Source organism: Pirellulales bacterium, from assembly GCA_036499395.1.
GTDB lineage: Bacteria > Planctomycetota > Planctomycetia > Pirellulales > JACPPG01 > JACPPG01.
Genome location: DASYDW010000040.1, coordinates 1 through 12,287 on the forward strand (window position 1 = coordinate 1; position 12,287 = coordinate 12,287).

The window sequence follows — 12,287 nt, forward strand, 5'->3', positions numbered from 1 at the left end:
CGATGCATCGCGCAGTCCAGGTCCTCGGGACGGGCGACAGGGCAAGAACTAGACCCATTTGCCGCCGAACGTCGTTAACAAACACAATCGGCCCTCAGGCCGAAATCGGCTAACCACGACTATGCCACAAACGCTGGCCTAGTTTCTAGAGGAAAAATTCGTGGGCAGTCGGCAGCGGGCAGTGACGAAGAAACAGAATGACGAAAGTCTAATGTCGAAAGAAATCTGAAGGGCGGAATGACGAATGGGGTGCCGAAACATTTGCCGCGTTGGTGCAACTCGCAGAACACCGCGCTGCGACGAGCGCTTCGTCATTCGACATTCCTCATTTTGTTTTCTTTAGACATTTGGAATTAGACATTCGACATTACCGCTTCGCGGCTCTACAGCGCTTTGTCGGCATTGCGGGCGCGGATTTCGGGGAGGGGGTAATCGATGATCGCTAGTCCCTCCTGGCCAGAGAGCTCGCGCAGTCGACGCCAACCGCGGGTGACCAGCATTTCACGTTCGCGCACATAGGCCCGATCGAGCGCTCGCTTATCAAAAGGCCCCTCGACCACGACCGGCGCGAATTCATCGTCGACAATGAATTGCGCGAGCGCCGGATTGCAGCGGATATGGCGCTCGGCGGTCGTATGCAGCGTCTCGGGATCGATCATCCCGATCACGTAGCGAAGGTACAGATCGCTATCGACGATTTCCTCGACGTCGCCGCCGCACACGTCACAGAGATAGCCTTCTTCGCATTTAGCCATTAGAAGTCGGCAGAGGGCAGTTGGTTGGCGGGAAGAAAGTACTCGGTAACCGGTAGCCAGTAGTCGGTCGTCGGTAGCTAGACACGATCGAGTGCGTTTTTAGAACCCCTCTCCCTCTGGGTGAGGGCAGCGTGAGGGACGATGCGATCGGATCGTGCAGCTAATCCGCGCGTCGATTTCAAATCACCGCCCAACTACCGCATTCTACAGTCCCAGCACGTCGCCGATGCCGTACAGGCCGATCGGTTTGCCGGCCAAGAATCGTGCCGCACTCAACGCGCCGTGGGCGTAGCAGTCGCGATTGGTCGCCCGGACGGTGATTTCCATGGTCTCGCCCAACAGGCCGAAGATGATCGTGTGCTCGCCGGGATTGTCGCCGGTCCGGACGGCGTGAAAGCCGATTTCGCCATGCGGGCGAGCGCCAGGCCGGCCTTCGCGACCATGCTGCTGGTGCTTCTGCCCCATCTCGCCGGCAATGATCTCGCCGAATCGGAGCGCCGTGCCGCTGGGGGCATCTTCCTTAAAACGATGATGCCGCTCGATGATTTCAACGTCCGCGCCGGTTGGATGATCCTTAAGCGCCGCGGCGGCCACGCCTGACAGTTTCATCGCCAGGTTCACGGCCAGGCTCATGCTGGGGGACCAGAGCAGCGGAATCTTCGTGGCGGCCGCTTTGACGTCAGCCAGTTGGGCAGCTTCGAGTCCGGTCGTCGCCACGACCAGCGGCAACTTCTTGTCGACGCACGTTTTGGTGATCGCCACGGCGCCGGCGGGGCTCGAAAAATCGATCACCACATCGGCCGGCACGTCGAGCGTACTGCTCAGCTTCACGCCGAGCGGGCTGACCCCGGCCAACGGTCCGGCGTCCTGTCCGAGTTGCGCGTGGCCCGCCCGATCGATCGCCGCAACGATCTGCAAATCCTTTTCGGCCGCGGCCAGCGCAATCAAGCGTTGTCCCATGCGGCCCGCGGCTCCGTGAATGGCAATGCGTGTCATAGCAGGCAGTTGGCTGAGGGCAGTTGGCAGTGAATGAATTCGGCAAGCAGTTATGAAGGAAGCGGACCGAGCAGTTTCTTACTGCCCACCGCCTACTGCTCACTAACTATAGAGTTGAATCGCTTTGACGATTTCGTCGAAGTCGTTGGGCACGGCGACGGCGCGGTTGGCGTAAGCGGCCCGTTGCACGCCCCGGCTTCCGAGCACCTCGTTGAACTTGTCTTGATCGGTCGTGTGATAGGCCACGGTGGCAGTCGGATCCTTCAACTGGTGGCCCGTCAGGATGCAGACCACGCGTTCGTTGGCGCCAATGACGCCTTCGTGACGAAGCAATCTTGCACCGGCGACGCTCGCGGCGCTGGCCGGTTCGCAGCCCAGCCCACCGGCGCCGACCTGGGCCTTGGCGTCCATGATTTCCTGGTCCGAAACCTCGCGGACCACGCCGTCGCATGTTTCCAGGGCACGCAAACACTTGTTAAGGTTCACGGGCCGATTGATTTCGATGGCGCTGGCAATTGTCGAAGCCCGGCGTCCTAGGCGATCGAGCTCGCCGTAATACGTTTCGACGACGTCGACATTGGGCGTGCCGTCGTTCCAACGCACGCCGCGGCGATCGTATAGTTCGTACAGCGTATTGGCGCCGGCCGCATTGATCACCGCCAATCGTGGCACGCGATCGATCAGACCAAGGTCGCGCAGCTCGGAGAAGGCCTTGCCGAAGGCGCTCGAGTTGCCGAGGTTTCCGCCCGGCACTACGATCCAGTCAGGGACCTGCCAGCGCAGCCCTTCCAGGACCCGGTACATGATCGTTTTCTGCCCTTCCAGCCGGAAGGGATTCACGCTGTTGACCAGGTAGATGCCCAGTTCGCGCGAGGCTTCTTTGACGCGCGCCATGGCGTCGTCGAAGTCGCCTGCAATTTGCACCGTCAGCGCGCCATAATCGAGGGCCTGCGATAGCTTGCCGTAGGAGATCTTGCCCGTGCCGATGAAGATGACCGCCTTCATCAACTTCGTCACTGAGCAGTAGGCCGCCAGCGAGGCGCTAGTATTGCCGGTCGAAGCACAGGCCGCGCGGCTGGCCCCGATCGTGCGGGCGTGCGTGAACGCGGCCGACATGCCGTTATCTTTGAAGCTGCCTGAGGGGTTCATCCCCTCATATTCCAGGTACAGCCGGTCGGGCTGCAAACCGACGAAGCGGGCGACCGAGGGGGCCAACTGCAAAAGGGTCTGCCCTTCGCCGATCGTGACGATTTGCGACAACGGGGCGAACGGCAGCAGCTCATGAAAGCGCCACACGCCGCTCAGGCAGAGCGGATCGAATCGGCGCGACCATTTCTCTTCGAAGTAGGCCAGCGACGTGGGGGGGCGCAGCCGGTCCCAGTCGTAAACGACGTCCAGCAGATCGCCACACGCCTCGCATTGGACCCGGACCTCGTCGATGCCGTAGGTCGTCCCGCAGCGCGGCGAGATGCATTTCTGGAAGGCGAGATCGGTCTTCGCTGCCACGCTAATTGCTGACGCCTCCGGCGGTTTGGCGCGTCAACGACGCGCAAGAGAAATAGTCTACGCCAGGGTCGTCAGAGCATCAAGTTCGGACGATTGCCGGTGGTGCGTCAGTCTGAAATTATCTCAGGGTGCTCGACGGTCAAAATGCTGACGCACTGATCGTCAACAAGCAGGTATTCTCGCAGCCCTTTGACGACAACGTGAGAGTTAAAAAGCGGTCGCTTTTTCTCCAGTTCAAGCCATCCTCCTTGCTCAACCTCGTAGAGCCATCCGTTGCCCTCGTGGTAATTATCCCAGAACTCGCATAGATCGCGCTCGTCCAATACGCGAAACCATACCGGATTATGAAAGATGACTCGTAACGTGGATGGTCCCACCGCCTGAATCCGAATTACTAAGTCCCCGTCAAATTCAATGGATTGAATTTCGGTTCGCTTGAAGCGAGCAGCGGGCGGAAATGGCAGGCATTTGGGCTGGTTCATGCCCCCATGATATACCGCAGGATGGGCGCATGAAAAAGCCGCCCTGAGGGGTTGTGGGGCATTCTGAAATCAGGAATTAACCATATATGCTGACGAGGAAATAGAACAACGCGGAAGCGATCGCCTCGGTGGCCGCAAATAAGACCAAGAGTGTCAAACTTGCCTGTTTGCGGCCGAGCAAAAAGCCCGCAAAACCAATGGGAATCCATATCGGGCTAAGGGCAATAATTAGAAACCAAGCCTCCGCGCCGATACTGCGAGCGACGAACCTTATTGCCGCCAACGTGATGGCACCGAACGTGATGACGAGAAACGCGGTGGCAAGCGAAAGATGAAGTTTCCTGCCGCGATGGTACCTGGCGGGATGGTTACGGACGAACGCAGCCTAGACATCGCCGATTGCAGAACGACCAGCTACCCATCGCCAATGGTGGTCAGTTTGAAGCTTGAAGTCCAAAGGCTATTCACCCGAGCAAGCGTTGTCGGGCACGCTCAACGGCATGGAGGAAGTCGCACAATTCGACGCTGTGCAAGATTGCCGCCTCGTTCAATCCAGGGCCGGGCGTTTCAAGCATGATCGTTCCGTCATCGCATGAAAGGCGAGCAAAAAACTTACCGCGAAAATAGATCTCGGCGAACAGGCCGTCGTAGTCAGGCTCGCTCGCAAGAATGATCTCGGCTTCGCTCATCATTCTATGATACCCGGCGGGAGGGACGGCTTGGAAATCGCAGACTCAACTACTGCCCAATCGCAGTCAGTTTGAGGTTGGCGATCAGGAAAACCTGTGGTGGTCTCGCCGGAGTTCATCGGCCCAAGCACGCAACTGTTCGGCGTGTACACCGGGGAATGTTGAAGGATTTTCCGGTTCTATTTCGAGCCGGACGAGTCGGACGCGGACCGATTCGAGCAATGTGTCGTGGTAATGCTCAATGACGAATCGCGACCAATTCTCTTTATCCAAGTGACCGGCGGCCAACGCAGTCAGGAAAGTGGCAAAATCTTCGCGAAGTGATTCGTTGATTTTACTCATCACCCCATGATAGCCGGCGGGAGGGGCGGCTTGGAAATCTCGGACCGCACCACGACCCCATCGCCGGATGTGAGTTAACTCGGGTCGGTTGTCGGTCGTAGGTGCCAATCAGCGCCGCATTCCAGGCATTGCTGGGCTAACGGGGCTCGTAATGGCTTTCCGCAATGCGAACACAGGACGACGGGCCGCTCCGTTACCTTTTTCGGTACGAGTTTGACATCTGCGCCATCCAAGCTTTGCCGCAGGAGATCGAGAAAATCGGTTGTGCCCAGGAGCGCCCGATAGCGGACCACCTGCTGGGCAATGACACGGCGACCGTCACTGCCGCGCACTAAGGCGTCTTGGTAGCCCGACCACCCACGCCAGCGCTCCTTGGCCCGGCGCAGCGTGTCAAATGCCAATATTGTCTTTTCCTGCATGACGGTTCGCCCCATGTGGTAATTGTCTTCGGCAGGAGGGCAGATTTCTGGGGGCCGCATCCGTCGTTGTATTGCTTGATCACCCGCGGCTGTCGCTGGCAGAATCCGTCTACCACATTGAGGGTGACGGTATGTCCTTTAGATTGCGGACCTAAGCGCCAAACTCTAAAAACACTGTCAGAATGAGTAACCTACTGGCAGTGGATCTGTTCATCCACGACACGTATTTCATCGTTGGTTGGCCGCAGGCGGCGATCCTAGGAATCGCGCTGCTCGCCATCCCGGCCGGCATCGCCTGGGCTGTCGCACGTAGTCGGCGATAGGCCTAGCGCAATCGCCGCTGGCAAGCGGCGGGACTTTGTAGCTACTGCGCGATCTGTTCCACCGGCTAAATGGCAATTTGACAGCCGTTTTGAGGCGTTTACAATGGAAAGTCTCTGCACACCGCACGCGGGGTCCGTTGAGAGATTTCTGCCGGAGATTGCCTCAGATGAAGAAGGCCGAGTCGAAAGTCTACAAGGAACGGCTGCTGGCACTGCGGTCCCGACTCCGCGGGGAAGTGAATCAGCTGGCGAATGCCGCTTTGAAGAAGAACCGCCCTGACGGGGCCGGTGACCAGTCGTCGATGCCCATTCACATGGCCGACCTGGGAAGCGACAATTTCGAGCAGGAATTCACCCTGTCGCTGATGGAAAACGAAGAGGATACGCTAGTGGCCATCGAGTCGGCCCTCGAGCGGATCGAGGACTGCACCTACGGCCAGTGCGAGGAATGCGGGGTCAAGATCCCCAAAGCCCGCCTGAACGCGATCCCCTACGCTCCGCTGTGCGTCAAATGTGCGTCGCAGCTCGAGCGGCGCTAGTTTCCCGCGGCGGGATTTCCGGCGGCTAAGATACCCCAGCTTGGCTTCGGCGCCTCGCTGGTTGATCTTTTACCCGCGCTGCCAGCGTCGCCGATGCCCAGCCTGCCGGGCTAGGCATTGTCTCGTGATTTCGCCCCCGGCGACGAGCCCATTCACCGCTAGCCGACCTCCTCCGCGCCGAGGATGCGAATCGATCCCCCCCCCAGCGGTGCTCCGCCGCTCGCGATCTTGACGCAGGGGCCTCGATAGCCCTAAGGTCGTAGCATTCACGTGGCGAAGGCGGGTAGAGTCCGCCGGTTTCGCCTGGTTCATCGCGAAAAACAGAGACCGACCTGCCATGAAGCGGGTTCCCCTGAATCGATACCTGGTGTTCGTCACGATCGCGGCTATCGGCTGCGCGGTCGACCTGGCGACCAAGCATTGGGTGTTTGGCTGGCTGGGCATGCCCCGCCACGACGAGTTCAAAGTCTGGTGGATCTGGGAGCCGTACTTCGGCCTGCAAACCAGCACGAATCAGGGAGCCCTGTTTGGAGTCGGACAGGGCAAAGTCTGGCTGTTTGCCGTCGCGTCGTTCGTCGCACTAGTGGGAATCAGCTATTGGCTGTTCGTCGCCGGCGCCGCGCGCGACTGGCTGCTGACCGTGGCGCTGGCGGTTGTGATGGGGGGAGTGTTAGGCAATTTGCACGATCGGCTGGGATTGTGGGCCATCCCGGAAATGCCGGGGGCGCGCATGCATGCCGTCCGCGATTGGATTCTCTTTCAGTGGCCCCCCTGGCAGTGGCCCAATTTCAATATCGCCGACAGCCTCCTCGTCAGCGGGGGTGCCTTGCTGTTCGTCCACGCTTTGACGCAACCGGCGCGCGGTGATCAAAAACACGCCACGCCCGCCAATCATCACGCGTGACGAAAAACCTCGAAAATTACTCGGATTCGGCGCAAGAGAGATTGATTTTGCATGCGGATTGCGGGTATTAAGGAACGGGGATGCCCAAAGGTAGTAACTTCGATTTCGTTGTTGCCGACCTTGGGCTGGACTGCAACACATGCGCACGCCGGTTAAAGTCAGACTTTCTCGCGGGCAAGACGGGGGCCCGCTGAGGGCGCCGTGGCGCATGGGCAAACGGAAAGAATCCGGGGCCACATCATGAAGCTGTCGCGCACCGTCGTCTACGCGATCCAGGCAACTTTGCAATTGGCGCAGTCGAAGACTGGCGCGCCGGTTCCTTGCAGTCAGCTTGCCGCTAGTAACGCGATGCCGGAGCGTTTTCTGCTGCAGATCCTTCGCAGCCTGGTGACGCATGGGATCCTCAGTTCGACGCGCGGTGTCGTGGGAGGCTACATGCTGCAGCGCCGCCCGCAGGACGTCACGGTGCTGGATCTGCTCGAAGCAATCGAAGGCCCGTTGACGGCCAGCGTACCTTCGAACGGCTCACTGGCCGAGTACACGTTGACGAAGCTGCAAAAGACTCTGGAGGATGTGACCGCTGCAAAGCGTCACGAGCTGAGCCAGATCACGCTGGCGGATCTGCTGCCTCCGGAGGACCCCCAGGCAAACCCTCCTAGCCCGCCGGCCGCCGTCAATAAAACGTGCTAAGGGGCAAAACCCCAAGCACGCAAGAACCGCCTCGCCGGCGTCGAGCAACCAGAGATCTGATACTCTTCCGGCCACGGTCCCCGCACCAGGGGACTTAGTCCTAGCGCCGCGGACGCGCTGTAGCAAGCCACTCCGCACCTCGCGATCACGACAAATACACCGCCTATGCCGGGCTTTTGACAAGGCACGTAACCAAACCTAGAATTCAGCCCATTCGTGGGACTCAGCAGGCGGCCTGTTTGGTCGCATTCTGGGGCGGTAGCTCAGTTGGGAGAGCGCTGCGTTCGCAATGCAGAGGTCGAGGGTTCGACTCCCTTCCGCTCCACTATACAGCGTAAAGACTTGCGTTAACTCAAAACGACCGACCGGCCCGCGATACCCACAATAGTACCCACAATCACGGGTCGCGGGCCGGCCGAATCGGACTTTCCAGGACATGGTCAACCATGTTTTTTCGGGAGGTCCGTCATGTCGCGTCGTCATCTTCAAAAGCCTTGGCTCCACGAAGCCAGCGGCTATTTCTGCACCTCCGTCAATCGTCGGCGGGTCTATCTGGACAAGGACTTCCAGGTCGCCTGCCGCAAGTTGCGGGAGCTTCGGGCCGAGCAAAAACGTGGCGCCGTCACCCGGGACTGGCTCGATGCTCCATTCGCCGATTTGGCTGACGAATTCCTCGACGACCTCAAGGCTCGTCGGAAACCGACGACACATCAGAGCTACCGCTACCGGTTGCTGCGCGCCCTGAAGGTGCTGGGGGGGCAAATCCGCGTCGGCGAACTTCGAAAGCTTCACTTGGCAAAGATTGAACAGCAGTTGAACACCCGGTATAGCCCTACTACGCTCAAGGACACGATTGCCGCCGTGCAATCGGTTTTCTCCTGGGCTGTGCGCCACGACGTTCTCGTCGATAATCCGCTTGCGGGTTACGTCAAACCTCGCGCCCGGATGCGGACTCGAGTGATCGAACCATCCGAATTTCGTGCCTTGTTGCGGAATAGCGACGCGGCCTTTCGAAGAGTCCTTGTTTCCTTGCGGCTTACCGGATGCCGGCCGGGCGAACTTCGTAAGCTGAAATGGGAATGGGTCGACCTCGAACAGGGAGTCTGGATACTCCCTGACCACAAAACGATCACGACTCAGCGGCAGCCAAAACCACGAGTCATTCCGCTCCCCGACGCGATATGGAAGCTTTGCCGCTGGCTGGCCCGCGCCAACCACCAGCCAAGCGACCGAGTGTTTCGTAATGCTCGCGGCAAGCCATATTCGAAAGACTGCCTCTGCCGAAAGATGGATCGCATCCGTATGCGTTCGGGCCTCGGCCTTAAAGCCGGCGAGCGATTGGTCCTCTATAGCGCTCGCCATACCTTTGCTACGGAGACATCGGGGGCGATTAGTGATATCGAACTCGCGGAACTGCTTGGACAAACCGATACCCGCACCACTCGGCGTTACGTCCATTTCAACGTCGCCCGTTTACGGGAGATTCAACGACGGGCTCAGGCTGGTCGGCAAGCTCAGGGAAATGCCTGAACGCCGCCGGTGTGCCACGTGTTCGACGTTGCGGACGAGCTGCCGCCTCCTCCGCCAGCGCGCCGGTAGCCCATCGCTGCTCGGCAGCATGAACGACTGCCAATGGAATCTTGGTGGTGGCACCGTAGCGACCGGCGGACGGTATCTCGAATGTCCCTGGAAGTTCCCCCTTGTCTACAAGTGTCCGCACGCGCGAGACACTCACACTCCAGCGCCGCGCCAGTTGGCCAATCGTTAGAGCTTCGGATTGTGTCTTCGCACGTGGCATGAAAGTTTGTAGGAAACGTCGAGTAACGATTTAGGGCGTCCGCACATCCCTTCGGATTGACACAGGATTCGACTTTCTAGGGTTGAACGCGATGGTCCGTTTTCCTTGACTTCCCACTGACCATCGGAGGGCAGCCATCCACAATCCAATCTTCAATGTCCGATAGGCGCCAGCGAATCGTTTTGCGGATGCGGACGGGTGCCGGTATTAGGCCTGCTGCCTGAAAACGCCAGAGAGACCGTTTGGAGACGTGCAACAAAGTCGCCAACTGTTCAACAGTGACCAAGATCGTGTCTGGCGTTACCCCAATGCCCTTAAGAGAAACTCGCACCCTATTTAAAGCTTCAGCGGGACGTTTGGGAGGCGAGTCGTCCGAAGAGTGCTTGCGCCACGGCGGCTCAAGCTGTTCATTCGAAACCATGATTTGCTGGCATCGAGGGCAAGACGATTGCGATAGATGTGCAAACCATTTCGCATCACAGCGATCGCAAACGAAATACCGCGAAGACGGGTTCATGATTACAAAGCAGGTTCAGTTTAATCGCTTCGATTCCTGAGTTACCGCTCCATGTCCCGCGTCTGCTCACGTTCGCTGGCCCTGCTGTCGTACCGATCCAAAAAATCCTGAAAGGACGAATGGCCTTGAGCCTGTTCGGTCACCATTTGCGGAGTGGGATTACCAAGCGTGCCAGGCTCTTCCACCGTTCGGATGCTGCTCGGGAGTGCTTGTAGCGCTTGACTGAATTCCTTGCTTCCTTGCCTGAGGGCTGCATACAGGGGCGCACTGAAGGCCGGACGCTCGCTGGGTTTGTTGTTCGCCATATCGATTCTCCTATGAGTTTCGTTGTTTAAATCGATCCAGTAGTTGCTGCATTTCGATTTCGGCATCACGCATGTTCTGAAGCCGTTTGCGACGGATTTCACTGTTGATGGCGGTTTTGAACAGCAGGCTGAAAAAGCCCAGGAACACAAAGTGGCCAACAGCCTGATCGAATTGACACAGGTATGAGCCAAGTGGGAAGCAAACGAATGCCTCCCAGATCTTGGCCGTGTCCTCTCTACGCACAAATGGGACGAGGAATCCAAGCCAGGGATAGCCCTCGTAACGGCTATGCGCGCGCCAACCGAAGCGCACGCGGATGAAAGTGACGATTCGTTGCAGTGCCAAAGCGACGAACCAAACCTCTCCGAACAGAAAGACAGCCGGGCTATTGCTGTAGCACAGGTAAGCGAAGATGACGCCCAACGCCGCCAGTCCGTTAGCGCCGAGTGCCTCGACGCCGAAGCTATGACGGGTAAAGACTGTCATGCAGGTCGCGTGTCCGCTCACCAGCAGATAGAGCCAATGGAAGCCGCCACGAATATCGGGGCCATTGTTTGATTGTGGTTGCATGGCTCAGCCCTGACGAAAGGTGACAGGAATCCAGTTCTCGCCTGAGGCAAACGGCTCTCCGGAGCGTGTTAAGATCCCGTCGCAGAGGAAATCGTTACGAGGCCCGCCGGTGCGCAGGCCATTCAGAAAAACGCCCGTCTGCAACACCGGCTCATAGTGGGACGAGAAGCTCCCGGAGAACCGCGAAAAGCCTACGAGTTCATCAAAGATGTCCGTCGCTGGCTGCAACGAGCCGCCAACGAGCATTTCCAAACGATTTCCCAGTAGACCACTCGCCCATTGAGCAGTCTCAATGTCCCCTAACGCATGAAAAATACGATGGCTGAAGTTTGCAAGGAGAGCTTGGGCTTGATGGCCATTCTCTCCTTTGAGGGCACTGTAAAAGGAAGGCAGAGATTGGGCGAGGAACACCAAGCAACCAAGATGTGAGCGGCACTGCGCGACATAGTGGCTGTCAAAACTGTTTACGAATTCCGCAGCTTCATCACACCAGCAGACATGAAAGAAATCGTCGGTGTTTGCCTGACGGCGTAGCACTGCGAGCTGAGTCAAATACTTCCAGCCGGCGTTGATAAGGCGCCCCATGTCGCCAAACCGTGCCGGAGGAGTATTCACCAATACCCATTTGCCCTTTTCGAGCATGATCTCCGTACCGACATTGCTTGTCGTCGACACCAGCTCGCGGACGAGCCCGGTATTAAAGACGTGAAGAAGGCCAAGCGCGCCGGTTAAAATCGACGACCGCGTGCGATCTGCCATAGCTACAAACTCGGTGAGCCAATAATCGGCTGCCAACTCGAAGTCATGCGATTCCATTGCCGTTTTCTCGCTGTCGAAAGCATCATTGAGACAGCGACAATGAAAGCCTGCCTTCCAAGCGGTGTCATGAAGTTGTGCGCGGTCGAATGCAGCCGAAACAATGAAGCGCTGGATCTCCGGCGCCAAAATAGCGCGACGCGCCAGCTTGAGTACCTCCACAGCGTTATGGATCATGCGTTCTGTTTCGCGTTCCCAGAACGCACTATCCTCTCCTCGTCCTCTTTGATCTCCAGCACGTAACGTCTCGCCGATGGTTGTCATGCAGCGAGTGATTTCGCGCGTCGAACCGTGTTTCGCCGCCTCCGCTAGAAAGTTGAAGCGCAACGGGCTTTTGTCGGCGTCGAACACGAGCAGGTCTTGCTGTCGTCCAGCGGCCGCGAAGACGCCATGCCACATGGCTACGTCTTCGGGCTTGGGAATAAGAATAAGGCCGCAGCTTTTCGGATGAGCGACAATGGCACGGCTAACTCGAAAGCCGGAGGCTGAAGTCTTGCCGCCGCCGCTACGTGATACCACCAGCAGTCCGCCATTGAGCAGGTCGCGTACCCGATAGGCGTCACGCGCCGACCAGCGGAGAAGCTCGGAATCCAGCGGATCGGCATTTCTACGAAATCGTTTTAGCCAAGACATGA

Annotated in this window: 14 protein-coding genes and 1 tRNA gene; 6 read left to right on the forward strand and 9 right to left on the reverse strand. The window is 58.4% G+C overall.

The window, feature by feature from the left end; all coding sequences use genetic code 11:
• Positions 1 to 383 precede the first annotated feature (383 nt).
• The 6 genes from VGN12_06760 to VGN12_06785 all read right to left on the reverse strand — a co-directional run bounded on the left by VGN12_06760 (position 384) and on the right by VGN12_06785 (position 5,249).
• Positions 384 to 755, reverse strand: coding sequence for a hypothetical protein (locus VGN12_06760; protein ID HEY4309137.1), 372 nt, complete (start codon positions 753 to 755; stop codon positions 384 to 386).
• A gap of 204 nt (positions 756 to 959) precedes the next feature.
• The gene (gene dapB, locus VGN12_06765; GenBank protein ID HEY4309138.1) at positions 960 to 1,751 is read right to left on the reverse strand and encodes a 4-hydroxy-tetrahydrodipicolinate reductase; all 792 of its coding nucleotides are present in this window, start codon (positions 1,749 to 1,751) and stop codon (positions 960 to 962) included.
• Between the two features lie 102 nt (positions 1,752 to 1,853).
• On the reverse strand, positions 1,854 to 3,257 hold the full coding sequence (thrC, locus tag VGN12_06770; protein ID HEY4309139.1) for a threonine synthase: 1,404 nt from the start codon (positions 3,255 to 3,257) through the stop codon (positions 1,854 to 1,856).
• Positions 3,258 to 3,364: 107 nt separating this feature from the next.
• The gene (locus VGN12_06775; GenBank protein ID HEY4309140.1) at positions 3,365 to 3,739 is read right to left on the reverse strand and encodes a hypothetical protein; all 375 of its coding nucleotides are present in this window, start codon (positions 3,737 to 3,739) and stop codon (positions 3,365 to 3,367) included.
• Positions 3,740 to 4,203: 464 nt separating this feature from the next.
• Positions 4,204 to 4,431, reverse strand: a complete 228-nt coding sequence (locus VGN12_06780) for a hypothetical protein (protein ID HEY4309141.1) — start codon at positions 4,429 to 4,431, stop codon at positions 4,204 to 4,206.
• 413 nt (positions 4,432 to 4,844) lie between these two features.
• On the reverse strand, positions 4,845 to 5,249 hold the full coding sequence (locus VGN12_06785) for a hypothetical protein (GenBank protein HEY4309142.1): 405 nt from the start codon (positions 5,247 to 5,249) through the stop codon (positions 4,845 to 4,847).
• A gap of 122 nt (positions 5,250 to 5,371) precedes the next feature.
• Here VGN12_06785 and VGN12_06790 point away from each other — a divergent pair, with 122 nt between their 5' ends.
• The 6 genes from VGN12_06790 to VGN12_06815 all read left to right on the forward strand — a co-directional run bounded on the left by VGN12_06790 (position 5,372) and on the right by VGN12_06815 (position 9,175).
• Positions 5,372 to 5,512 carry a hypothetical protein gene (locus VGN12_06790; GenBank protein ID HEY4309143.1) on the forward strand — a complete coding sequence of 47 codons (141 nt, stop codon included), beginning with the start codon at positions 5,372 to 5,374 and terminating at the stop codon, positions 5,510 to 5,512.
• A 167-nt stretch (positions 5,513 to 5,679) separates the two neighbouring features.
• On the forward strand, positions 5,680 to 6,051 hold the full coding sequence (locus VGN12_06795) for a TraR/DksA family transcriptional regulator (protein HEY4309144.1): 372 nt from the start codon (positions 5,680 to 5,682) through the stop codon (positions 6,049 to 6,051).
• A 337-nt stretch (positions 6,052 to 6,388) separates the two neighbouring features.
• Positions 6,389 to 6,955: a signal peptidase II gene (locus VGN12_06800; GenBank protein ID HEY4309145.1), complete on the forward strand. Its 567-nt coding sequence runs from the start codon at positions 6,389 to 6,391 to the stop codon at positions 6,953 to 6,955.
• A gap of 240 nt (positions 6,956 to 7,195) precedes the next feature.
• Positions 7,196 to 7,645 carry an Rrf2 family transcriptional regulator gene (locus VGN12_06805; protein HEY4309146.1) on the forward strand — a complete coding sequence of 150 codons (450 nt, stop codon included), beginning with the start codon at positions 7,196 to 7,198 and terminating at the stop codon, positions 7,643 to 7,645.
• A 252-nt stretch (positions 7,646 to 7,897) separates the two neighbouring features.
• A tRNA-Ala gene (locus tag VGN12_06810) sits at positions 7,898 to 7,970 on the forward strand.
• A 143-nt stretch (positions 7,971 to 8,113) separates the two neighbouring features.
• Positions 8,114 to 9,175 (forward strand): site-specific integrase, encoded by a 1,062-nt coding sequence (locus VGN12_06815; protein HEY4309147.1) that lies wholly within the window; start codon positions 8,114 to 8,116, stop codon positions 9,173 to 9,175.
• 826 nt (positions 9,176 to 10,001) lie between these two features.
• Here the strand turns inward: VGN12_06815 and VGN12_06820 are convergent.
• Genes VGN12_06820 through VGN12_06830 form a run of 3 tightly spaced genes read right to left on the reverse strand, consistent with a single transcriptional unit; the run spans position 10,002 to position 12,285 of the window.
• A complete protein-coding gene (locus VGN12_06820; GenBank protein ID HEY4309148.1) occupies positions 10,002 to 10,265 on the reverse strand; it encodes a hypothetical protein in 264 nt (87 codons plus the stop codon).
• 10 nt (positions 10,266 to 10,275) lie between these two features.
• Positions 10,276 to 10,836: a hypothetical protein gene (locus tag VGN12_06825; GenBank protein ID HEY4309149.1), complete on the reverse strand. Its 561-nt coding sequence runs from the start codon at positions 10,834 to 10,836 to the stop codon at positions 10,276 to 10,278.
• A 3-nt stretch (positions 10,837 to 10,839) separates the two neighbouring features.
• Positions 10,840 to 12,285: a hypothetical protein gene (locus VGN12_06830; protein HEY4309150.1), complete on the reverse strand. Its 1,446-nt coding sequence runs from the start codon at positions 12,283 to 12,285 to the stop codon at positions 10,840 to 10,842.
• Positions 12,286 to 12,287 lie beyond the last annotated feature (2 nt).